The organism is Ferruginibacter sp. HRS2-29 (assembly GCF_024343615.1).
GTDB lineage: Bacteria > Bacteroidota > Bacteroidia > Chitinophagales > Chitinophagaceae > Ferruginibacter.
The window spans coordinates 1-24,086 of the sequence record NZ_RJUB01000011.1 but is presented as its reverse complement, the minus strand read 5'-3'; the positions used below and the strand labels follow the sequence as shown (position 1 = coordinate 24,086).

Below are 24,086 nucleotides of genomic sequence, written 5' to 3'. Positions count from 1 at the left end.
CTAGTAACAAATTGTTTTCCGATGATCCAACAACCTGTACCAGAATATCCACAAGCGTTCCGGATGCTATTTCAGCGCTTTTGTTAAAAGCGTTTAATCGTTTCCGGTAGAACGCCAGTTTTCAACATTTTACAATTGCGGCACTATTGTAGTGGGTAGGGGGGCTCTGTATAGAATGCGGGAGAAAAAATACTTACTATGGCTAATGTGTTGATCGTGGATGATTCGAAAGAATTGCTCGAATTATTGTCCCTTACTATTTCTAAGAATAATACCGTGCGTACTGCTATTGACGCAGGTGCAGCAGAAGCGCAGCTCAATAAACTGAAGCCAGACATTGCATTTGTAGATATCAACCTTTGCACGCAGGATGGGCGGCAGTTGTGTCACCTGCTGGCCACGGAGCATCAGGTTCCGGTAATACTGATCTCGGGTGATCCTGTTAAACTTGAAAACTTTTCCCGGTTCGGGGCAGTGGCAGTATTGGAAAAGCCATTTCGTTCGGATGAAGTGGAAGCCATGATCAACGCGGTGTTATAGCGAGCGGCTGAAATAGATTCACGAAGGCAGGTCCGCCGGCAGGGTGAACCAGAATGTACAGCCTTTCCCGGGGGCACTCTCCACCCCGATCTCCCCATCGTGACGACGGATAATTTCGGCACAGATATACAGGCCAAGTCCGAGGCCTGAATATTTTTCCCGGTCGTTCTTCGCCTGCCAGTAACGGTCAAATATCCTTTCCTGTTGTTCGGGGAGTAAGCCTGGTCCGTGATCTTTTACACACACATGTACAAAATTGCCGGTCTTGCCCGCGCTGAGGTAGATGGTATTGCATCCCGTAGCATATTTCACCGCATTGTTTACAAAGTTCACGATCACCTGGTCGATTCTATGCTCATCGGCAAATACAAGGATATCTTTTTCACATTCTATGATCAATTCGTGTTGCCCGCCAAGACGAACATGATTGCAACATCCTCCCAGCAATTCGGTAATACTGAAGATCGTTTTCTCGAGCTTCAGTTCGGCCTGGCTATAACGATGCATATTCAGCAGGTCGTCTACGAGGTGGTTGATCTTTGTCACACTTTTTCCGGCAGTATCCAGCAAGCCGGAGACCATATCATTTCCGATCTCCTCTTTCATGATGTCCATCAACTGTATGCTGGCCTTCAACGTAGTGATGGGTGTTTTGAGTTCGTGGCTGACGATCGCCAGGAATTCCTCCTGTGCCTTTTCCGTCCCTTTGCGCATGGTGATCTGTTGCATCACGCCGGCAATACGTTCTATCTTTCCCGAATTATCGTAACGGGGCTGGCCCCAGGTGTTTATCCAATGGGGTTCCCCATTCTTCCAGGTTATCTGGTAATCTATATCAAATATTTTATTTTCTTCTATGGCAGCAATCACCGCCCTTTGCACCTGCAGTTTCTGTTCGGGAATAATGGACTGAAACAGTTCCTGGAAATTGAACTCCTCATTATCTGCTAACCCGTAGTTGAGCCGGCAGGTATCGGTACAGTTTACTTTTCCCGTGTTAAGCTCAATATCAAACCAACCCATCCTTCCGGCGCGTAATGCCATATCGAGGTTGCTGTTTATTTCCGAAATTAATTCAAGGCTCTGTTGCTGTTGGGTATGTACCTGTCCCAGACTCTTTGAGGCCAGAGACAGGGCATCATTGGCCTCTTGCAATTGCTCCACTTTCCTTCTCAATTCCAGTTTATCCATCACCTGTTTGCCCAATACTATCAACGCTTCCTGTTGTTCGGGGCTGAGGCGGCGGGCCTGCTGATCCAGCACACACAGTGTACCGAGTGCCATCCCATCTTCATTTACCAAAGGAACCCCGGCATAGAACTTCACATTGGTGGGACCCGTTACCATAGGGTTTTGATAAAAACGCTGGTCCTCCCGGGTATCTTCCACTATCATGATCCGGTCGTTTGCCGCGATGGCATGTGTACAAAAAGAAAACTCCCGGAGGTTTTCTGTCAGTTCAGTTCCAAAATGAGATTTGAAAGTCTGACGGTGCTCGTCGATGAATGTGATTAACGCAACCGGAACTCCACAGATAGCTCCTGCCAGGGCGGCAAGCTCATCAAAATCCTGTTCTTCGGCTGTATCAAATATTCCATACGATGCCAGTGCGATCAGGCGTTGCTGTTCGTTTTCAGGATAAGGAAAAGGCGATGGTGAATCCGGATTTCGCTGTAATTTCATTCCGATATGGCTGCCTGGTTATGGAGAACCAAAATGGAACGCCTGTAGCAGCGTTAAAGGTAAAGGTATTTATGGGCTAAAACCGATGGTGTGTATAAGAATGACGGTCAGTATTGACCAGGTATCGGGCAAGCGGCACGAACCACTACAGCAGGAAGAAAAAAAGGGAGTAGATAAAAATGAACTCCCGTTTTCAAGGTAAGAGAAGTCTTTCGGATGGGATATTGTATTGAATGCAATATCGCTACATGTGTGCCAACCCGGCTAAAATATTTTTCGATACTGATGTAGTAAAAGTTTTATAATAGAAAAGCGTCGTTCATTTTTGTAAACGGTGGCCCTGGCCGGTGTTGTATATCAACAGCGCTGGTAGGAGCTAAGTGACATCCTGCCGGTGTGGCATATGTTCAACAAATCAGCAGGGCTCTTATCCATTTGCCGGTATTGCACACAGTATAAAAATAGCAGATAGCAGACGGGAGCCCTAAGTCGGCCGAAAACGAACGACTAAATCGTATATTTATGCAGGACAAAAAAGCGGTCCCTGTTTTACAAATACCAGCAACATGAAAAATATACCAACCCTTTTTGAATGGGCAGGCGACATGAAAACCTTCGAGCAATTGTTCAACAGGTTTTATGATAAGGTGCTCAAAGATGATCTGCTGGGTGAAGTATTCAAAAACATGTCGCCCGAACACAGGGTGCAGGTAGCGCATTTTGTGGCGGAAGTATTTGGCGGCGATAAACTTTACACGATGGCAGACAATGGAAGCCATGCAGCCATGATCGGTAAGCATATCGGCAAGATGCTTACGGAAGAAAAACGCCAGCGCTGGGTACAGCTTTTATTGCACACAGCGGATGAAGTGGGGCTCAAAAGCGATCCGGAGTTTCGCTCGGCATTTGTAGGATATATAGAGTGGGGGTCGCGCCTGGCCGTCATCAACTCACAGCTTACCGAAAACCCTATGGAGGAGGCGGAGCCCATGCCCAGGTGGGGTTGGGGCGAAACCGGCGGGCCATATGAGCCTTGAGCCGCAAATATGGATGACTTATTTGTACCAACACCACTTTTCGCGAAAACTTTATCCCATCAATACCTTATCCGGTGTTATCGGCAGGTCCCGCAGCCGTTTACCGATAGCATTATAAATTGCGTTCGCAATTGCCGCGGCTGCACCAATGATGCCAACTTCACCCAATCCTTTTGAGCCGGAGGGGTTGCTGTTTACATCCGGTTTGTTTACAAATATTACTTCTACAATGGGGGCGTCTGCATTTACCGCGAAGTGATAACCGGCTAGGTCGTTGCCGATGGCTGTCCCCAATTTTGGATCGATGAGCTGTTCCTCCATCAATGCCATCCCGATGCCGCCTACTACCGCACCGGATATCTGGTTGGCAGCTGCTTTTTCATTTACAATCGTACCACCATCTGCAGCGCATACCATTTTTTCTATTTTTATTTTGCCGGTTTTGGTATTCACTTTTACCATGCAAAAATGTGCAGCCGAAGAACAAAAGGCCAACTGTTTTCTTTCATCGCCGGGTGCTGAACTGGCTTCCACTTCCAGCACCTGCAGGTTGTTCTTTTCCCAGATGACGGAGTAGGGCACAAACTGCTGGTTGGTGGTTTTGTAAGAAATTCCATTGTCCGACAAAATAATGTCGGCCCCCACTACATTTTTATAGGTATCATTCTCAGCGGCGGCAAAGCCGGCCAGTTTCATCTTCAAAGCATTTACCGCGGCAGCCACCGCTCCGCTGATGGAAGAAAGGCCGGTGCTGCCTCCCTGGCTGGGGGCAGGGGGAAGGTTTGAATTGCCCAATTCGATCCTGATCTTTTCTTTGGAAATACCGGTGGCGTCTTTTGCTATGTTTTGCATGGCGGTACCAGTGCCGGTTCCAATATCTGTCATGGCTGTCTGCACAGTGATGCTGCCGTCTTTCAGCATTTTTATTCCCGCGCTGGCGTTGCTCCTTCCGGCATTCCACATGCCTACTGCCATACCGTAACCTGTTTTCCAGTCACCGTCGCTGATAGCGCCTATAGCGGCTTTCCTGTTCTGCCATTGTATTTTTTCCGCAGCCAGTTTTATACATTCATCCACAAAATTAGTCGACCATTTCTTCCCGCTGTCCGGGTCTTTTTCAAGCGCCAGGTTTTGCAGGCGAAGTTGAACGGGGTCAATGTTCAATTTGTAACTAAGTTCATCAATGGCACTTTCAATGGCGAAATCACCGGTGCAATCCCCCGGCCCACGCATCCAGGTGGGCATACTGAGATTGAGCGGAACGGTGGCCGATTCTGTTCGCAGGTTCGCGAAATTGTACACCAGCCTTGCTATACGGGTGATGCCTTCATTGAAATTATCATACACGCAGGTAGCATGCCGTGCCTGGTGCAATATGCCGGTAAATTTTCCGCTGTTGTCGGCACCGATCTTTACCTTCTGCCACGATTCAGGGCGATAACCCACCAGTGTAAACATCTGCGGCCTTGTAAGCACTAATTTTACCGGCCTCTTCACCGCTTTGGCACCAATCACGGCGGCGAGGCAATGCGGCCACACCCTTAACCCGGAGCCAAATCCGCCTCCCACAAATTCGCTCACTACATGTATCTTCTCTGCAGGGATATTATACAGTTTTGCAAACATCCGTTGTACGTTATTTACACCCTGGTTTTTGTCAAACATTTTCAGTTCGTTCTCAGCCGTCCAATGCGCAATGGTGGCATGCATTTCCATCGGGTTGTGCACTTCGTTTTTGATGGTATATTCCGCTTCCACTACAGACGGCGTTTCAGCCCAGCTGTCAGCGGTACCCCGGTCTTTTCCGGCAGTTTTCAGTTCCGCATTTTTATAAGACTTTTCAAAATCCACATTGAACTGGTCTGCCGCATATTCCGCCGTAATCAGCGAAGCCGCGTAGGTAGCATCTTCCAGCGTTTCGGCAATCACCATCGCAATCGGCTGACCTTTGAAATAAATTTTATCCGTATGAAATACCGGCAACCCAAAGCGGGCTTCCTTTATCTTCGCTTCATCCGCAAACGCAGGTACCATCGGCCTGTTGAGATGGGTGATCACATCGATCACACCCTCGACCTGGCGGGCATTACCCACGTTTATACTTTTGATAATTCCCGCGGGTATGGTGCTGCCTACGAGTACGGCATGGCACAAGCTGGCCACTTCATATTCCGCGGAATACTTGCCGCTACCGGTTACTTTGGCGGTGGCTTCCACTCTTCCCTCCGGCGGAGCAGAGAGGCTGATAGTATCGTCAAAAAATCCCATAGTATAATATTATGCGGTTAAACAGTTTTGTAAAGCAGTTTCAATAGCGCCCTGCAGCATGACAGTTTTAAATTTGTTATTGGCCAGTGGTTTGGTTTCGCCAACGGCGATGGAAGCGGCCTGCCGGAAATTTTCAGCCGATGGTTTCTTCCCTTTCAAAAATTGTTCGGCTTTATACCAGCGCCATGGTTTGTGCGCTACGCCGCCCGAAGCCAGCCTCGCCTCGCTGATAACCCCGGCTTCCATATGCAGCGCTGCCGCCACCGATATGAGGGCAAAAGCGTACGAGTCGCGGTCGCGGACTTTCACATACGCAAAGTTTTTTTGAAACCTGTTGCCCGGTATTTCTACAGCAGTGATCACCGCATTGGCCGGTAGATTATTATCGAGCTGCGGGGTAGTGCCCGGCAGGCGGTGAAAATCTTTGAAGGGGATGCTGTGTTGTTTTTTATCCCTGCCTGTCACCAGTACATTTGCCTCCAAAGCGGCCAGCGCTATGCACATATCCGATGGATGTACGGCCACACATTGATTGCTGTAGCCAACGATGGCACTCATGCGGTTGTCGCCATCCATGGCCGAACAGCCTGTGCCGGGTATTCTTTTATTGCAGGGCACCGTGGTATCGTAAAAATATGGGCAGCGGGTCCGTTGCAAAAGATTGCCCGCGGTAGAAGCCATATTGCGTATCTGCGGCGAAGCGCCTGCCAGCACAGCTTTTGCCAATAAAGGAAATTGCGAAAGTACTTCTGCCTGTGAAGCAATGGCGCTGTTTCGTACCATCGCGTCTATGCGGATGCCCTTGGTGTTCGCGGTGATCGCTGCAGGTAAAGCATTGGTTACATCCAGCAGTTCTTCGGGCAGCGCAATATGCTTTTTCATCAGGTCGAGCAGGTTGGTGCCCCCGGCAATGAATTGCGCCTGGTTTGTCTTTTTGATCAATGCCTGGTCGGCGGTGGCAGGTTTTGTAAAAATGAATGGCCTCATATCGCAACTTTTTGAATAGATTCAACAATACCATTATAGGCCCCGCACCTGCACAGGTTGCCGCTCATGAATTCTTTAATTTCGGCTACCGATCTGGTGTGGCCTTCGTTTACACAAGCCACGGCCGACATGATCTGCCCGGGTGTGCAGTAGCCGCATTGAAAACCATCGCATTCAATGAATGCCTGTTGCATGGGATGAAGCTTATCGCCATCGGCCAGTCCTTCAATGGTGGTTACATTTTTGCCGGTAGTCATCACGGCGAGGGTGAGGCAGCTCAATACCCGCTGGCCGTCTATGTGTACCGTACATGCCCCGCATTGCCCATGATCGCATCCTTTTTTAGTGCCGGTGAGGTGGAGGTTTTCGCGAAGCAGGTCGAGCAGGGTAGTCCGCGAATCGGCTTTCACTTCATACGCTTTCTTATTGATGGTTACCGTCAGCGGCATTATTTCCTTTGTCGGTATCAGACGCTGTTTCAGTTCTGTATACAGCGCTTTTGCCTTTGGGGGTATCAGCGCCAGGGCGCCGGCAAAAGAAGTTGTTTTTAAAAAGAAACGCCGGGAGAAGGATTGCTTTCTTTCCATATAAAGTTGTTTGACTGAATATTTACTGGTATGAAGTGAAAGTTACAGCAACTTTTGCGCCTAAGTTGAATTTTCTGATTCATTCAGTTTTTTACCTGATAAAAAAGACTCAGTAACTTTTTGCGTTTATCTGTCAACGGGTTCTTCATAGGTTCGTATTGCCCTGTTTGTTTACCATCCTTTACCACTACCACCTTGAAAGGTTGGTTTAGCTGTTGTGTAAGGTGATATACAGTTACTAATTCGGCCAGGTCTTCGTGCCAGCTGGCGGTGGCATATAGAGAAACAAAAGGAGTATTCCCGAGTGCCTGGTAAACTTCCGTTGCTTCCGAAGTGGCGAACCGGCGGCCTCCCGGCCTGAACCGGTTTTTGACTACCAGGGAATCTTTAAGCGGCCATGCAACGGTGTTGATGTTTGCCCATATACCTTTTGAAAGATCTTCCCCGAAAGTACCCGGGAGAGTTTTGCCTGTAACGGTATCGGTGGCGATTAGGTGAACGGAACCATCTACCACATGGGTACCTTCATGAAGCAGCACATAGGTGAATGCGCTCATCAACCCTGCCTGTATCGAAACCCTGTACGAAGTATCTTTATTTTCATAGCAGGTAAGTTCTTTTTCCGTAGCCCATTCTGAGATCTTTTGATGCAGGATGCCAGCACGAAACGTGATGTGGTACAAATTAATACTATCATCTTTTGTGACAGGAGAGGTGAGGGCGGTGTTGGGCATATTGTCCAGGAAACTGATACTTTTTAAATGCTGTTTCAATACCCGTTGGTGCAATGGCGTAAGAGCCGCAAAGGCATTAACTATGATGGCCTTTTCGGCTTTTGTAAGTGGATGTTCTGTTGGCGACATTCCTGCATCCCTGAACATTTTCAACACATCGTCCGGTGTTGTTGTTACCCGGGAAAAAAGTGCTTCGCGTGGGTTAAGGCCGTATTTACGCTGTACATCACGCAAGGCTTTGGGCTGCGCAAAACCTGTGTTCAGGTTTACCAGGAGCAGCGCTGAAAGTGCCAGCATGTTCAATTGTCTGTAAAATATCTTCACTGCAACAAGAGGTTTTGTAAGTGTGAGGTTAAAAATTTATAGAGAAATTACATGGTTGATTTAGTTTGCTATCCGCATAATTGACAAACCAACACCGTTCCGGATAAGCAGCCGCATACAATGCTGAAGTTTTCCTGCGGTATGGCTGTTATTGATCATTGATTTTCCGGTTGCAGCCTTTTTAAGATCAGCTCCCTCAGTCGGTCCTGGTGTTCATCCCCCCAGTTTCCCAGGGCTGATAGCACGGGGATCAACGATTTTCCAAATTCGGTGAGACTGTATTCTACTTTAGGGGGAACTACAGCAAAAATTTTTCTTTCTACCAGCCCGTGTTCTTCCAGTTCTTTCAGCTGGATGTTCAATACCCGGCGGGTAGCATCAGGGATCTTTCGTTGCAGTTCACTGGGCCGTTGATGCCCCTGGTGGATAAACCATAACAAACGGATCTTCCATTTGCCGTACAGCACTTCGCCGATCAGGTCGAGGCCACAATCCAGGTTTGGTAAAATCTTTCGTGCATACATCCTGTAAAATTAAGGTATGTTCCAAATAGCGGCATAGGGGAAAAATTTATCCCTATCCGAATCGTATTTCCGTACTTGTCTGTCGGGTACATAACTACCAATTTTGCATAAAAGAAAAAACAATGAACAACCATTTTAATTTCAACAACGAATTGTCCGGCAAAACTGCACTGGTAACCGGCGGTACTAAAGGAACGGGCCAGGCCATTGCCGAACGGCTGGTACAGGCGGGCGCAACTGTAATTATAACTGCCCGTAACAAACCCGAAATTACCCCGGCAGGCCAGCATTTCATCGCTGCAGACCTGGCTAAGCCTGAAGGCACGAATCAATTCGCGGGAGAAGTAACCGCCACATTCGGAGGGGTCGACATCCTGATCAATGCGCTCGGGGGGTCGGAAACAAGGGCAGGGGGCTTTTCTGTGCTCACCGATGACGATTGGGAAGATACCCTGCAGACCAATTTACTCGCGCCTGTGCGATTGGACAGGGCTTTTCTGCCCGCGATGCTCGCTAAAAAAAGCGGTGTGATCATCCACATCGCCTCCATCCAGGGAAGGCTGCCCCTCTACGAATCCACCTTGCCTTATGCAGCGGCAAAAGCAGGGCTTATCAATTACAGCAAAGGATTATCGAAAGAAGTTTCTCCCAAAGGTATCCGGGTGCTCACGGTTTCGCCGGGGTGGATCATGACCGGGGCTGCCAAACGGATGATGGAAAGGATCGCAGCAGGATCTTCGATTTCCATAGAAGCGGCCACGCAAAGCGTGATGGATGCGCTCGGAGGGATCCCGATGGGGCGCCCCGCCGAACCGGCAGAAGTAGCAGAACTGGTGGGCTTCCTGGTATCACCAAGGGCGGGTTATCTCACAGGTGCCGAATATGTGATCGATGGGGGAACGATACCTACTGTTTAAAACAAAAAAAATAAGAAATAAGAAACAAAAAAAATAAAAAATATGAATACTCCAACCGTAATTGAACATTTGGTAGCAGCACAAAACAATGCTGACAGCCAGGCATACGCCGATTGTTTTTCAAACAATGCCATTGTGCACGACGAAGGAAAAACACACCAGGGAAAACCGGCCATCAAAAGCTGGATCGAAGAAGCGAATGCACGTTATCAAACGCGGATGAAGCCGCTTGAGTATTCCGCTGCTGATAAAACTTTAAAGGCTGAAATTTCAGGTACGTTCGATGGCAGCCCCATCGTGCTTACATACCATTTAGCATTCACAGAAGGGCTGATTCAATCACTCAGCATTATTTGAAAAAAACAACGGGGATCGTAGAAGCTGATATCAACAAAGAAACGACGTATCACAACATATCAACCTGTTATTTTATCAAATTAATTTTACAACAAAATGAAAAGGTGATCCATGTACCCGGACGTATTGTAACTTCCGTTTTTGGAGCTAACCTTTTTGTGCAGTGTAAATGATTATTATCCTTTTGGATGCTGATGCCAGTGATCGTTTTCCCAGCCTTTACCCCAGAAACCGGTATAGCCTGCTTCGTAGCATATAAGCGCGCCGAAGACAATAACTGTAGAAAGCTTGTAAATTCAAAATATTTTTTCTTTATTTGACACTAATATAAAAGGTTTTAAGCCAGCTTGTTTTATGCCAAATTACCAAAGCGACCACCATTTAACTAAAAATAACTCTATGAAAAAAAGTATCATTACCTTTTGTTTGTTATTGATTGCTTTTATCGTTACAGCACAACAGCCAATCATTGTTTCAATAGGCGGAGGCTTTAATAATTCCTCTTCCGGCTCAAAATCCAAAGCTTACCTGGGTAATGGCTATAACCTACAGGGAGACATATTTATTCCTTTTGAACGTAAAGGCTGGGACGGGGCTGTAAAAGGCAGCAGGAAATTTGTCTGGGGTGCAACTGCCGGCGGAACTTACTTTACTTCTAAAAACCTGATGCCTGATATTGCCGGCACGCAAGCGGCGTATCAACTATACAGCGGAAGTTTGAGCATAACAAATGATCAAAATGTAGCATCATCTAATAGCGGCTTTATAGCCTCAGTGGGCTTACAGGCGAATTTTATTGTTGGCTCATTTATTCTGTCTCCTTCTTTAAGCGGTGGTTATTTAAGTATAAAGCAAAATGGTTTTGCCCAACGAAGTACAGCAGATTCAAAGCCTGTTATTCTAACTGAATTACCACAGACAAAACACTCAGGCTTTACCGTCATTCCACAAATGCGGATTAGTTATTCTGTTACAGGGAATCTGAATATTTATACTTCCACCTCTTTTTTAATGGGACCCAAAATCACTACTAGTGAACGTAGATTGGTGCCAGCAGGTGGCTTTAATGATCAACATACTTATGAGCCTAAACAGCTTTCGGATGGAACAATGACTGAAAAATCAGTTAACACTGCTTACCAATCTTTGATGATAAATGCAGGTGTGAGTTGGAGTATTCCAAGAAGTTCCAGGCACTTAAAAGGAAAAGTTACCAAGCCTGGTGATAATGGCATGTTACGTGCAACCCTTAGTACAGACAGTACCAAAAAAGCCGGTGGCGCTGTATCATCTTCTTATGCCGCGGGAAGGGCTGTGCAGACAGACAGCACAAAGAACGGCGGGATGCCTGGGAGTTTGTCAATGACCCCGGCCACCGCACCGCAAACATATCGAACCGGTAATTCAGATAGCACTAAAAATCCTTTGTATGAAGCAGGTGGCCATAACGGTAATAATCCATTGCATAACCCGTCAGTATTCGCAAAACCCGGGAACCCTATTGGTGGCATTATTGTAAAAGGGGGCAAAAATCCCGGGCCCCGTGACATGATTGCAGTTTCAAATGAAAATGGTGAAGTAACATTTACCCTGACCGAAACAGGTGAATATACATGGCAAATTATTATGCCTGAAGCGCCTGGAAAAAGTATCAGTGAGCAGGGCGTAAAAGGTAACCCACCTGCAAAGAATAAAAGAATTGTAACAACATATAGCGGTGACCGCAAAAATGAAGGTTCAAATCAAGACATATTGGCCGCTCCGGGAAATCCTATCGGTGGTATAATTGTAAAGGGGGGTAAAAATCCCGGCCCCAGGGACATGATTGGAGTTTCAAATGAAAATGGCGAGGTAATATTTACCCTAACTGAAACCGGCGAATATATATTGCAAATAACCATGCCCGAAGCTCCTGCAAAAAGTATCAGTGAACAAGGTGTAAAAGGTAACCCTCCTAAAGGAAATAAAAGAAAAGGAAGAACTGGTGATGGTCGTAAAAATGACGCCTCAAATCAGGACATACAAGCGCTTCCCGGAAATCCTATTGGTGGTATTATTGTAAAAGGAGGTAAAAATCCTGGCGGGAATATGATGGTAATTATCAGTAATGATAAAGGTGAATTTGAATTAAACGGACTGGAAACCGGCAATTACCAATTCACTCTCACTACACCTGAAACACCACAAGGAAAAAGTATCAGAGAAGGAGTAAAACGTAACGAAACTACAGAAGCAGCCAGGCCCGGTAACCCTATTGGTGGTATTATCGTAAAAGGGGGCAAGAACCCCGGTGGAAATATGACAAACCTTACGGTTAAAGCGGGCATCATACAGTTTGATGTGCTGGAAGCAGGAAATTATAAGTTTAACATTCAAACTCCTGGAAATACGAATGGAAGCAAAAAAGAAAAAGAGAAGGTCAAAGAAAAAGCTACGAGCGGATTAAAGGATACCTTAAAAACAAATGTTTGATTATTTAAGGTACAGTCTCATAAACTGCGTAAGTGATCAGGAACCGGGAGTACCCCAAGTTCCGGGTCACTTTTTTTATAACTTTAAAACACAGTTTATTTTATAGACAACGAACAACAACTCACGGATGCTTTTTTAAAGCAACTTAACACGGGGGATCAGCTCAACAGTTTTTAGTCCAGCTCCCAAAGCGAGGTATTGAAAAGATTCTGGAAGGGGAACTGGATGCCCATCTGGGCTATAAGTCCTTTGTATTTACTTCAAATTCTGTAGAAATTTCACAGCGTTTCCCGTCAATAGTTATTCGTGCACAAATTGGGCACTTGTCTTTGCTGGTGCGATTTTTTTCTGAGCTAAAGAGAATAGTTTGTTGTTTTTGAGTGTTCATGGTGGTGACCTTTAAAGTTTAGAAATTTTCTTAAATGCACCTCAGTTCTTAATAATCGATTCGAATGATGAGTATGCGATTCCGTTTAGAAATCGGTTATCAAAATAAGGACTCTTTTAGGTGACCGGACTATGATACATCTTTTACGTTTGCGGGCATAAAAAAACGCTTAAACCATCTGATTTAAGCGTTTTTAGTATCCTTTAGAATACTTTCTGTGAACTGGCTGGGAATGCCACCCAAGTTCTGGAAGCCTTATCTGTAAAGGGTTTCATGATTATATAAGTTTAAAGGTTACCAATTAGGTTACCAAATGAATGATTTTGAGCTTTCGGTACAGGTATCTTCGGCTAGAATAGTTATAAACTCTTATAAAATTTTCTATGAGAATTTTGATTAGCCGATACACGCATTAGGGGCTTAAATTTCATCTTATGCTATTTATATTATAATAGCCCATAATTGTTATTTGATGGATGATTCAGCCTAGAAAGCGGCTTTAGGTACATATCAGGTCTTTTATGCTGATGCAGTTTTTTATTTACTGTAGAGGTTGGTTCTGATATGAATCAAAAACTGCAAAGGCACATACCCCATCCCCCAAGTTGCTACGCAACGACTAGGGGCGTTGGATTAGAGGTACTAATACTAAACACATATATCTTGACTTTTTAGCTAGGAAAAAATTTATTGTAACTTTTTGCCGTCTACAATGATAGCTTTAATATTTGTTATCATCAATGCATAATTAGCTGTAGGGAAGTCTTTATCTGTATAGACAAAAAATATAGAGGCATCTTTAGTCCCAATACCATCCACAATAAAATCTGATTTTTTATTCCGATAGTCTAAGACATAATGAATCTTGTTTTGATTAGCCTCGTTTATCCTTACAACTTTCGCAGGGGGAGAGAGATTATAACTGGCATTACTAAAAGTTTGTACCTCTTTTCTTGTAATCTGCCCCGCTGCTATCTTTTTGTCATAATAAAATAGTATTCTGACAACGGTATCAATTTTAGAACTTTCACTATTTGCTAATTTGAATACAGTCACTTGCGGTTTTACTAAGTAGTACAGTGAATCCGAATTCATTTGTTGATCATAATCACTCGTAATCATGCAGAAATTCGCCTCTGAATAAAGTAATGGGTGATTATTGTTCATTTTTCTAATTGAAACAGCATCGCCAGTATATTGCAGTATTATATCTTTTTGATCCTGACATTTGGAATCTAATGTAATGCCCATAAAGAAAACTGAGAAGATTATAAAGCGCATATAAGAATATTTATCGCAATATATGGAGAATTCTCCATTGTTACAATAAGGGCATATTCTTCTCTTTGAGTGTGAAAGAAAAATCTCCTAAAAGGGCTTATTACATTAATAAATCTGCGTTAACACTTGTTGGTGCTAAAATTCGGGAGATACGTTTATCGAAAAACTTATCAATAGAAACTTTGGCAAATACTTCTAGTATGGATTATTCTCAATTGGCTAGAATGGAGACTGGTAAAGTGAATTTTACAATTTCATATTTATTTAGAATTGCAGAAGCCTTAGGACTAACCCCAAAAGAATTGCTTCCGTAGATAAGTTAAACAAACTCGATTTTTTTTAGAAATTTTTTTTCGATTTCTCCTTTCTGAACAGCATCTTCAATTGCAATAGCCAATAAGTATCTAGGTCTTGACATAGCAACATACATCATTGTCTGATTTTCAGTAAATTCATCAACACAAGCTTCTAAGTCTCCAATTGAAATAGAACGGCGATCTTTACCAAGAAATAGTAGAATTGAATCTAATGTCATTCCTTTTACTTGATGAATTGTTGTTACTGGAAAGTTCCACTTCCGCTTTTGTTCAGTAAACAAATCATTCATCATTTTCTTGTGTGCAGGTCTAAATGTACCTTTTTTAAGTTCCAAATTTACTGAAGTCGACAAGTTAAGGACGCTAGTTAATTCTTTTTGAACGAATGAAGTCCAATCATTTAAGTTTAAATTGAAATCGGAAAATTTATTAAGCATTTGATTTAATTTACTATTCCAGTCATAGTCAACTTTTAAATCAGCTAGAATTTTTCGTTTATCAGTATAAGTTATATCTGGAGCTTTTATATTGATTGCAATTTCCCTAAAATTATCAATTGCAGTTTTAATCTTAGCATTACGTAACTCTGCAATGCATGATATTAATTTAATACCATTGGGGTTTTTCCAATAGTTCATCGCTCCGTTACCATCATCATTCAATAAACTCGACAAAGTTGTACCCCTAGTAACAGCTTGATTTCTCGTATAGTCTTTACATAATTCTTGATATTTTTTTAATGCTTCAGCTTCATTCCCTTTTGAAAACCGTATTATGTAAATAGGTAATTCGGTTTTAAAATTAGTTCTAGCGGTAATTTTGTAATCGCCAGCTTTTCGTAAAATAGCATATGTATCTATAATCGATTGTGTTGATCTCCAATTGTCACTCAACTCTAAGCCAGTCCACAATGGGTCATTGAATTTTTCTATAAATGTTTTCGGTTTTGCGTCTCTCCATGCGTATATGCATTGATAAGGGTCGCCCACCAATTCTAAATTTAACAGGCCATGTTCAACTAACTTATCAAAAATAGCATGTTGGATTTCGGATGTATCTTGAGCTTCATCGATAATTATATGCTGAAATCTTTTTAAAAGTCCTTTGCAGACATGAGGGAATTTATTTAAAATCTTGTATGCAACTACAATCGAATCTGAATGGGTCAATATTCCATTTCTAAGCTGCCATTCCTTGATTGTCTTAGCATAATTTTCAAATACAGCAATCTCAACTTTATTCGGATCTGGCTTTTTCCCATCGTATGTATAATTATCGTTTAAATCCTTACTAATTAAGCTTGGGGCATATTGGAAAAGCAATATATCACCGGTTTTAGAAAGATGCTTTGCAATACTTTTTTTCTGTTTTGAGTCGTATTTAAATAAGCCAGGAATCATCATACTATCTAATCTGGAAGCATTTTCCAATATTGTAGGCCTAATAAACTTGCTAGTTAAAAGGTAAAAGTAAGGGAGTGTAATATAATTATTTATAAATGAATCAATCGTTGAAACAACATTTGGATATTGAATGCTTTTGTGGGAAAAATTTGAATACCTTTCCTTTATTTCTTCTTTTGCAACATTTGTGAATGATAAACAGGCTATCCCACTTTTAAGATTTTTTTTTGCAGATGCTTCGATTAATTTCCAAAGTTTATATGATATGATTGTAGTTTTCCCACTTCCCGGACATGCATTTAAAACAATTTTACCTGTAGCATTCAAATAATTTTCTCTTTGTTTATCAATATCAATCATAGGCAATTTGGTGTTACAAGATGACTAAATGCTAAATCAATATAAATTGGGATATTGAAAGAATCTTTTGCTTTATCAATATTACCTAAAATAGCCAACGAAAATTCCTGTGCAAAATCTACTTTTCCTGTAATTGTCTTCCAGAATAATATTGATATTTTAAAATGCTGTTCCTCCGTTAAGTCCTCATCAAAATCTTTATAATATTCTACTATACTATTATATTTATCTGACTCACTTCCTTTAACAAATTGAACAAAAAAATTATCTTCTATTTTAGATTTTTTCGATGAAATATTATTGAAAGAAATCTCAAACTCGAATGTTTTGAATGAATTCTTAATTGTAATATTGTTATTATTATTTTTTGCAGAAATCAAGTTGGGAATTCGAGAATTTATTGGGGCAGTCGTAATTTCTGTAAATAAATTATTTAATTCTAGGTAATCATCTTTTAATAAATTCAAAAAAGAATATTTACTATCCTTGGATTGGGGAAACTGATCTCCATCGGTAATAATGGCAATCTTCTTGTTTATTCGTTTGGCGGGATTAATTGAATTAAATAGATGAATGAATGGGTAAAAAGATGTTCCTCCGACATTTACTAATTCAATCCTGTGATCTTGTAAATCGCTACCAGTGAGTTTAAAAAAAGCGGGTAATAATAACTCTTCTGTCATGCCTTCGAAGAACAATGCGCCACAAGCAAATAATAGTTGACTCTTCGTGACATCTAGATATCTCTCAAGTTGAGCTTTTCGATTATTAAAATCAACTTGTTTTAAAAAAACCTTTTTCACTGTGTCTTCTACAATCGATTCTGATAATCTATCATTAAAGCATTCATCTATCCTTAAAGCTATTAAATTTAAAACAATTAAATTCTCAAGTTTAGCTTTTGAGGTCAAAGTTGGGGAATGTGAGGTGATGAAAACCTGTGTATTTTCTTTTATATTTTCTTTGAGAAAATTTAGCAGATTTAGCTGTAATTGCGGATGCAGGTGCGCCTCTGGTTCTTCTATTAAAAGTGCAAAATGGGTATTACTATCATCCTCTGTTCTATGCGCTGCGTCGCCAAGAATAGTAGCCGTGTAAATCAAGTTATTATGCCCAAGGCTATTTTGCTGCAATTCCAAACCTATGCCTTCTAAACTTTCTATATTGAAAGGCAAAAATGGTTTTATTGTATTGATGAATGGTTCAGCTTTAGGCTCATCTAATCGCAGCCCGATTTTATTATTTGTTGTTCCAGTTTTATAGATTGCTTCCAAATTCGTATTTACATTATCCTTTGCTTGTTTAACAGCACTTTGATCTAGTAAAGCTTTATTTGCTGTTTCTATAATATCTTCGTATTTTTTTTTAGAACCTTCTTTATTGACCCTTCGCATTACCAATTTACCTAAAATATTATTTTTCGCATTTAACAAGTCCCTTGTACTATCTCTCAATGCATCTAAATAATAATGTTGAAATAATTCAAAATTCTGATAATCTGCTTTTTGTCCTTCGATTAATCCAGTATAATAACTACTTAAAGGGTTTTTGTTCTCTCTATATTGGAATTTTAAAACTACCTGAGCGAAAGTATCTTCTGCTTTTTCACCAAATATTAAAAACTCGTAGAATGCACCTTGCTGCTCGATCGACAAATCTTTAAATTGGTATTTAATTTCAATATTTTCTTGTAATATATGAGTACGTGAATCGACATGGAAATCTTTATTCTCAAGATATATATCTTTTTTTGTGTTAGAGAAATTATATAGAATCCTGATCGCGTCAATAATTGCAGATTTAAAGCTTCCATTTTCTCCTATAATAATATTCAAGCTTTTATCAAATTGGATATTAAGTTTATTAATTCCTCTAAAATTTTGAATTTCCAGATTTGCTAGGTACATGATTGGGTAGGGTTAAATTTTTGTATTCAAATATACCTTAATATATCTAAAAGTTTACTTCTACAAATGCCAGTTCGTCTAGTTAAAAAATGTTATTTCTTAAAAGTAGCCAGGTACACGAGAGAAGGGGCGATTACTAAATATTTTAAGTTTATTTGATAAAGATGGATATTCCAAAAACTTCACTTTTTTAATTCGTTACGTTTAAAATTCACTTTAAACATCTTAGGGAGGAATGATATTCCAAACTGGTTTAAAGTATAAAATGAGCCATTATACTTAAATTGTAGGACTAAAATTTCATATAGAAACCCATAAAATGTCATAAAATGCACCAGATATAATTTTAATTAATTTAATGAATTATATCTTAAATGCAGACATTTTATTAATTAAATTGATGAAAAAAACTTTTAAAATAGTCTCTCTAAAATGACTGATTATCAGATATTTACCCTATCTTTATATTGTATTAGTGTTTCATCAATCGCTTGATCAATAATGTCGTAACTGATAACGGTCAAGTTGAAATAAAACTATTAATACAATGGCTTTGTAGGCCATGTCAGAACAAAATATCATCAGCCTTGATTTGGAAGTGGAAACACCGAGGGCTGCAAGATTTCTGATGGTAATCCCTAAATAAGTCGCTGTGAGTTCTCCCTAAGTGGTTGTGACCTAAAAACTCATTGATAACGTTAAAGTATCTAAGGGGTTTAATATTCGAGTACGAGCTTCTTCATGTACACGGAAAAATATTAAACTCTATGAAAAATAGCAAAGGCCAGCGATAAAATAAGGACTGATAATCTACACATATTCTTCTTAAGCAGGTGGTTGGTAAAACCCACCTTAGCCCTGCTTTTTGATTTTTTTATTTTACTTTAACTCTGCTTTACTAAATCAGTTTTTCGGGAGAATATATCTTATAAAAAATAGGTGCAAATGCATAGCACTTACACCTTATTGTATCCAAATACTAACTTCTATTCTATTTAGAATATTATGCTGCGTTCATTAATCTATTTTTATACATTAATTCGTTTATTTCATCTTGCAAATAGTAATATCTACCTCCGAATTTACTACTAGGAAGAGTTCCATTCATACGGTATTTACATAAAGTAGTATCTCCACAATTAAGTAACTGTTTTGCCTGTTTCGATGTTAAAAATTTTTTACTTTGCTCAGGTTTTAAAGATACCTTTTCCAATACTTGATTGAGTAAGCTTTTTAATTCAAAAAAATCTTCTTTTGTCATTAAGTCCAAATTCATCATGGTTTTTAAAGTTTTTGCAGCAACCTTTTGGTTTAAATTCCAAAAGGCTGCTACGGTTAAAAATTTGATTGTTGTTATTTGTAGTCATCAAATCTTTAACAAGCAAAAACTTCAATTTTACTTCTGTTTAAAGCCATTTCAGTGCTTATTCTTCCATCTGTCATCTTTGCATATATCTGAGTAGTTCTTATGTTCTTTTGCCCTAACATCTTGCCTACACTTTCAATTGAAAAGCCGTTTGCAAGCATTATTGTTGTTGCAAAAGTGTGTCGGGATAAATGGAAATGCAGATTTTTATTAATGCCTGTAAGTGTTGCAATTTCTTTCAGAAATTCGTTCATTTTTTGATTGCTTCTGATAGGGAACAATACTCCTTTATACAAGCATTCTTTATTATCCTTGTACTTTTCAATTAATCTTTCTGCCTGTTCAAACAATGGAATATTGCATCGCTCATTAGTCTTAGTAGTATCAACTGTAAGCCATCTTTTTCCATCCTCTCCAATATAGATGTTGGAAGGTGTAAGCTTGCCTACATCACTATACCTAAGACCCGTATAGCAACAAAAAAGGAATATATCTCTCACATAAGTTAGCCTGTCTGTAAGGAACACTTTAGAACCAAGTAATTGCAATTCTTCTTTGGTAAGAACGTCCCTTGTAGGGTTCTTGTAGGTGCATTTAAAATTTCCGAATGGATTTTTGGTTGTCCACTCATTAGCAATTGCCAACTTGATCACAGTTTTTAAGTGTGTAAGTTTCTTCATTGCTGAGTTACTACTTAAACCATCTTGAAGCTTTAAAAAAGATTCAAAATCTGTCAGGAACTTGTGAGAGATTTCATCTAAGGCAATGTCTGTAGCATTATAGCAATGCTTCAGAAACTTTATTATTTTGCCTTTAGAAACTTCATAATGATTCAATGTACCCAAAGCTTTGCCTTTACCAACTTGTTTCTTTATTTGAGCATTGTGATACTCAAATACTTCTAAGAGGTTTTTCTTTTGGGTGGGCACTCCCAAAAGACGTTGTTTGATGACATTCGCTGTTAAACTGGAATTGTTGGAGAGAGAAAATTCATTCTGTATTTGCAGAATTTTGGTAGTGGTAATAGCAATGTAATTATTAACTAACTTACTGTTTTCAGATTTGCCCTTAGCTTGTTTTCTTTGAGCATCCCATTCGGCATCGTTAAGATAATAACCACTAGCTATTTCTACCTTTTTACCATTGGAGGTAATTCTAAGGTAAAGCGGTGCTTCCCCTTTTTTATTCATTTTAGACTTGTATAGCCAAAAGAGGGTTTTGATATTTCCCATCGTTTCAAAATTTGATTATCGCTTCTCGTTGAGAAGCCTGATTGAGTATTAAATTCTTACTCAAATACAGGTCAGGCAAAGTTTAATGGGTAGTGCCTTAACTATAATATTTTACCAATTTTGACTTACAATATGTAAAGAACTTTCTACCATAAAAGTACGAAATTGTGCCGAGGTGATAAAATATATTTTCTGTATTTGAGAAGGTTACCAGTAGATATTTTAAGGTTACCGGTAAGGTTACCTAGGAGTTTGTGGAAGAGTGGGGAATTATGGAGGTTCTAAAAACACAAAAGCCTTTAAACAATGAAGTCTAAAGGCTTTTAATAATTTGTGTGTTGTTAGTTGTGAACTGGCTGGGACTCGAACCCAGGGCCCATACATTAAAAGTGTATTGCTCTACCAACTGAGCTACCAATTCATCGTTATCGTGTTGGATCTTTTTGCACTGTTGCAAAACAACCAATTTTGTAACCCCGTTTTGTAATTGGGAGTGCAAAAATAAGGTAAAAACTTATTGCAACAAATTATTTTAAAAAAGTTTTTAAAAATAATTCAGATTTATTCTGAAAATAGTTTGTAAACAGCCGTATATCTAACTTATTTTTGCCTAATAATTTATTTCCATGAGCGATTTTTTTAATAATAAAGTGGTAGCCATCACCGGCGGCAGCGATGGAATTGGAAAAGCACTGATAGACCTGCTGCTGCCCATGGGTGCACGTGTGGCTACCTGCGCCCGCAACCAGGATAAATTATACGATCTGCAGCTCAGTCATTCTACAAGGCCCCTGCATTGCGTAGTGGCCGATGTAAGCAATTTCAACGATTGCAAGATGTTTATCGAATCTACCTTCAAACAATTTGGCGGTATCGATATCCTCATCAACAATGCCGGTATCTCCATGCGTACACTGCTGAAAGATGCGGAGCTGGAAGTGTTTAAAAAAGTAATGGACATCAATTATTTTGGTACAGTATATTGTACCAAGCTGGCATTGGATTCCATCATTGAAAGAAAAGGAACCATTGTAGGCGTATCGTCTATAGCCGGCTACCGCGGATTGCCGGGGCGCAGCGGGTACAGCGCCAGCAAATTTGCACTCAACGGCTGGCTCGAAGCCATCCGCACCGAAATGATAGATGAGGGGGTGAACGTGATGTGGGTGTGCCCGGGTTTTACAAAAAGCAATATCCGCAACGCGGCGCTCAACGGGAAATCGGAAGCACAGGGCGAAAGCCCGCTCAACGAATCGTCGCTGATGAGCGCCGAAGAATGCGCTATACATATACTTAAGGCGATCGAAAAAAGAAAAAGGACATTGGTGCTCACCTTCAAAGGAAAACAAACGGTTTTTATGAACAAATTTTTTCCTGCATGGACAGACAAACTCACCAAAAGCTTTTTCTTCAAAAACGGCAAGCTGGTAAAATGATGCCGCTCGTCTTCACTCATTATTTCATTTAAAAAACACGCATGCCGTTACTCACTCTTACCAGCGACATAGGTATCCAGGATTTCATGCCGGGCGCTATTAAGGGGCAACTGCTGCAAGCCAATAATAGTTTCAACATCATCGATATCACCCACCTGCTTTCGCCTTTCAATTACCCGCAGGCGGCGTATGTATGCCGGAATGCCATCCGCAATTTCCCAAAAGGTACTTTTCACCTGGTGCTCATCAATCTTTTTGATGAAAAACCCGAGCACCTGCTACTGGCCGAGCATGACGGGCATTTCATCGGCTGTGCCGACAATGGCCTGCTCACCATGATACTGGAAGAAGTGCCCCAGAAAGTAGTGGCGCTGCACCTCGAAAAATCGCAGCAGAAAAATACCTTGTATTGTGTGAACGTTTTTGCGCAGGCATTCAATGAACTGATCAAAGGAAAAAAGCTGGAAGAGATCGGAGATGCTTCGGTATCGATCCATGTGAAGAACCCGCTGAGGCCGTTGCTCGGCAATAACTGGATAGAAGGACAGATCATCTTCATCGATAATTTTGAAAACGTGATCGTAAATATCAGCAAGGAAGAATTTGAAGAACAACGAAAGGGCAGGAGCTTCAACCTTATTTTTAAACGCGATGAAGAGATCGATAAGATAAGCGAAACCTACGCCGATGTGGCCGAAGGGGAAAAACTGGCGCTGTTCAATTCTGCCGGGTATCTCGAAATTGCTATCAATAAAGGAAATGCCGCAGGGTTATTCGGGCTCCAGGGCTACTCGGAAAAACAACACAGCCTCCAATCCCAGCTGATGAACAACCGGCTGATCTATCAAACGGTAAAAGTATATTTTCAATAGTGAATAGTGAATAGTGAATAGTGAATAGTGAATAGTGAATAGTGAATAGTGAATAGTGAATGGTGAATGGTGAATGGTGAAAATATGTGGGTTGCAATAATTAATTGAAGTTTTGAAATTGCGAACTTCTAAACTTCTAAACCTCTAAACCTCTAATCTCTTTCATAAACTAAACTCTCAACAACAAAAATGAAAAAATTATTTACATCCCTCGCCCTTCTTGCCTCATTTGCCTTCGCGAATGCCCAGGTCAAATTTCCGGCGCCATCGCCTACACAAACCATCAAACAGGATTTCGGCATCGGCTCCATTGAGATCGTATATTCGAGGCCTGGTGTGAAAGGCCGTACCATCTTTGGCGGACTGGAAGCATTTGGTAAAATGTGGCGCACCGGTGCCAACAAGGCAACCAAAATCACGCTGACAGAACCCGTAGAACTGGCAGGCAAAAAACTCGATACAGGTTCTTATGCCATCTACACCATCCCCAACATCGACACCTGGGAGATCATCATCAACAAAGGATTTAACAACGGCGGCCTGGAAGGATATAAAGAAACGGACGATGTGCTGCGTTTTAAAGTAGTGCCTTCAAAATTGAAAAACCGGGTAGAAACTTTTACCATTCAATTTGATAATGTAAAACCTGAAAGCTGTGGCATCACGCTCATGTGGGACAAAACATCGGTTACCATACCGGTAACGGCCAGCTTCAGGTCCAAAGTAAAAGCACAGATCGAAGCAGGATTGCAGTCGGAGAAAAAACCGTACTGGGAAGCCGCACAGTATTACAACGAGTACGAAAAGAACCTGCCGAAAGCATTGGAATATGCTACAAAAGCAACCGAAGAAAATGGAAAAGCTTTCTGGATATTTCTGTACAAAGCAAAGATCCAGCAGGAAATGGGCGACAAAGCCGGTGCATTGGCCAGCTCACAAAAATCGCTGGAACTTGCTGCTGCCGCAAAGAATGATGCATATGTAAAAATGAACCAGGACCTGCAGAAGAAACTAAAATGATTTTTGCCGGGAAGACGGGAAGAAAATTATATGAGCCTCCAAATATTTTGGGGGCTTTTGCTTTCTTCCCGTCT

General features: G+C 41.2%; 20 protein-coding genes and 1 tRNA gene. 9 read left to right on the top strand and 12 right to left on the bottom strand.

The annotated features are described in order from the left end of the window. The first annotated feature begins 198 nt into the window (after positions 1-198). Positions 199-540 carry a response regulator transcription factor gene (locus EGI32_RS06100; protein WP_255154492.1) on the top strand — a complete coding sequence of 114 codons (342 nt, stop codon included), beginning with the start codon at positions 199-201 and terminating at the stop codon, positions 538-540. 18 nt (positions 541-558) lie between these two features. Here the strand turns inward: EGI32_RS06100 and EGI32_RS06095 are convergent, their stop codons facing one another. After that, positions 559-2,223: an ATP-binding protein gene (locus EGI32_RS06095; RefSeq protein ID WP_255154491.1), complete on the bottom strand. Its 1,665-nt coding sequence runs from the start codon at positions 2,221-2,223 to the stop codon at positions 559-561. A gap of 566 nt (positions 2,224-2,789) precedes the next feature. Between EGI32_RS06095 and EGI32_RS06090 the strand changes: the two genes are divergently transcribed. Then, positions 2,790-3,260, top strand: a complete 471-nt coding sequence (locus EGI32_RS06090) for a group II truncated hemoglobin (protein ID WP_255154490.1) — start codon at positions 2,790-2,792, stop codon at positions 3,258-3,260. Positions 3,261-3,311: 51 nt separating this feature from the next. Here the strand turns inward: EGI32_RS06090 and EGI32_RS06085 are convergent, their stop codons facing one another. From EGI32_RS06085 to EGI32_RS06065, 5 genes are all read right to left on the bottom strand, one after another. Beyond that, positions 3,312-5,528 carry a xanthine dehydrogenase family protein molybdopterin-binding subunit gene (locus tag EGI32_RS06085; protein WP_255154489.1) on the bottom strand — a complete coding sequence of 739 codons (2,217 nt, stop codon included), beginning with the start codon at positions 5,526-5,528 and terminating at the stop codon, positions 3,312-3,314. Positions 5,529-5,537: 9 nt separating this feature from the next. After that, positions 5,538-6,515 carry a xanthine dehydrogenase family protein subunit M gene (locus tag EGI32_RS06080; protein ID WP_255154488.1) on the bottom strand — a complete coding sequence of 326 codons (978 nt, stop codon included), beginning with the start codon at positions 6,513-6,515 and terminating at the stop codon, positions 5,538-5,540. Further along, complete coding sequence (locus EGI32_RS06075) at positions 6,512-7,102, bottom strand: (2Fe-2S)-binding protein (protein ID WP_255154487.1); 591 nt, start codon at positions 7,100-7,102, stop codon at positions 6,512-6,514. The genes EGI32_RS06080 and EGI32_RS06075 overlap by 4 nt, the downstream gene beginning before the upstream one ends. 83 nt (positions 7,103-7,185) lie before the next feature. Beyond that, the gene (locus EGI32_RS06070) at positions 7,186-8,160 is read right to left on the bottom strand and encodes a hypothetical protein (protein ID WP_255154486.1); all 975 of its coding nucleotides are present in this window, start codon (positions 8,158-8,160) and stop codon (positions 7,186-7,188) included. 155 nt (positions 8,161-8,315) lie between these two features. Continuing rightward, positions 8,316-8,684 (bottom strand): helix-turn-helix domain-containing protein, encoded by a 369-nt coding sequence (locus EGI32_RS06065; protein ID WP_255154485.1) that lies wholly within the window; start codon positions 8,682-8,684, stop codon positions 8,316-8,318. 122 nt (positions 8,685-8,806) lie between these two features. Here EGI32_RS06065 and EGI32_RS06060 point away from each other — a divergent pair, with 122 nt between their 5' ends. The 3 genes from EGI32_RS06060 (at position 8,807) to EGI32_RS06050 (ending at position 12,430) form a co-directional block, all read left to right on the top strand. After that, positions 8,807-9,601 carry an SDR family oxidoreductase gene (locus EGI32_RS06060; RefSeq protein WP_255154484.1) on the top strand — a complete coding sequence of 265 codons (795 nt, stop codon included), beginning with the start codon at positions 8,807-8,809 and terminating at the stop codon, positions 9,599-9,601. Positions 9,602-9,643: 42 nt separating this feature from the next. After that, positions 9,644-9,958: a nuclear transport factor 2 family protein gene (locus tag EGI32_RS06055; protein ID WP_255154483.1), complete on the top strand. Its 315-nt coding sequence runs from the start codon at positions 9,644-9,646 to the stop codon at positions 9,956-9,958. 399 nt (positions 9,959-10,357) lie between these two features. Next, the gene (locus EGI32_RS06050) at positions 10,358-12,430 is read left to right on the top strand and encodes a hypothetical protein (RefSeq protein WP_255154482.1); all 2,073 of its coding nucleotides are present in this window, start codon (positions 10,358-10,360) and stop codon (positions 12,428-12,430) included. 1,075 nt (positions 12,431-13,505) lie between these two features. Here EGI32_RS06050 and EGI32_RS06045 read toward each other — a convergent pair. Continuing rightward, positions 13,506-14,099, bottom strand: a complete 594-nt coding sequence (locus EGI32_RS06045; protein ID WP_255154481.1) for a hypothetical protein — start codon at positions 14,097-14,099, stop codon at positions 13,506-13,508. Positions 14,100-14,170: 71 nt separating this feature from the next. Between EGI32_RS06045 and EGI32_RS06040 the strand changes: the two genes are divergently transcribed. Continuing rightward, on the top strand, positions 14,171-14,413 hold the full coding sequence (locus tag EGI32_RS06040; protein ID WP_255154531.1) for a helix-turn-helix transcriptional regulator: 243 nt from the start codon (positions 14,171-14,173) through the stop codon (positions 14,411-14,413). A gap of 5 nt (positions 14,414-14,418) precedes the next feature. Here the strand turns inward: EGI32_RS06040 and EGI32_RS06035 are convergent, their stop codons facing one another. The 5 genes from EGI32_RS06035 to EGI32_RS06015 form a co-directional block, all read right to left on the bottom strand. Beyond that, the gene (locus EGI32_RS06035; protein ID WP_255154480.1) at positions 14,419-16,179 is read right to left on the bottom strand and encodes a DEAD/DEAH box helicase; all 1,761 of its coding nucleotides are present in this window, start codon (positions 16,177-16,179) and stop codon (positions 14,419-14,421) included. Next, the gene (locus tag EGI32_RS06030; protein ID WP_255154479.1) at positions 16,176-18,086 is read right to left on the bottom strand and encodes an ATP-dependent endonuclease; all 1,911 of its coding nucleotides are present in this window, start codon (positions 18,084-18,086) and stop codon (positions 16,176-16,178) included. Before EGI32_RS06030 ends, EGI32_RS06035 begins: the two co-directional genes overlap by 4 nt. Positions 18,087-19,089: 1,003 nt before the next feature. Then, on the bottom strand, positions 19,090-19,347 hold the full coding sequence (locus tag EGI32_RS06025) for a helix-turn-helix domain-containing protein (protein ID WP_255154478.1): 258 nt from the start codon (positions 19,345-19,347) through the stop codon (positions 19,090-19,092). Positions 19,348-19,460: 113 nt separating this feature from the next. Beyond that, positions 19,461-20,684, bottom strand: a complete 1,224-nt coding sequence (locus tag EGI32_RS06020; protein WP_255154477.1) for a site-specific integrase — start codon at positions 20,682-20,684, stop codon at positions 19,461-19,463. A gap of 348 nt (positions 20,685-21,032) precedes the next feature. Further along, positions 21,033-21,105: transfer RNA gene (locus EGI32_RS06015), tRNA-Lys, on the bottom strand. 205 nt (positions 21,106-21,310) lie between these two features. Here EGI32_RS06015 and EGI32_RS06010 point away from each other — a divergent pair. The 3 genes from EGI32_RS06010 to EGI32_RS06000 all read left to right on the top strand — a co-directional run bounded on the left by EGI32_RS06010 (position 21,311) and on the right by EGI32_RS06000 (position 24,012). Further along, a complete protein-coding gene (locus EGI32_RS06010) occupies positions 21,311-22,120 on the top strand; it encodes an SDR family oxidoreductase (protein WP_255154476.1) in 810 nt (269 codons plus the stop codon). 41 nt (positions 22,121-22,161) lie between these two features. After that, complete coding sequence (locus tag EGI32_RS06005; protein ID WP_255154475.1) at positions 22,162-22,992, top strand: S-adenosyl-l-methionine hydroxide adenosyltransferase family protein; 831 nt, start codon at positions 22,162-22,164, stop codon at positions 22,990-22,992. Positions 22,993-23,181: 189 nt separating this feature from the next. After that, positions 23,182-24,012 carry a DUF2911 domain-containing protein gene (locus EGI32_RS06000; protein ID WP_255154474.1) on the top strand — a complete coding sequence of 277 codons (831 nt, stop codon included), beginning with the start codon at positions 23,182-23,184 and terminating at the stop codon, positions 24,010-24,012. The last annotated feature ends 74 nt before the right edge of the window (positions 24,013-24,086 follow it).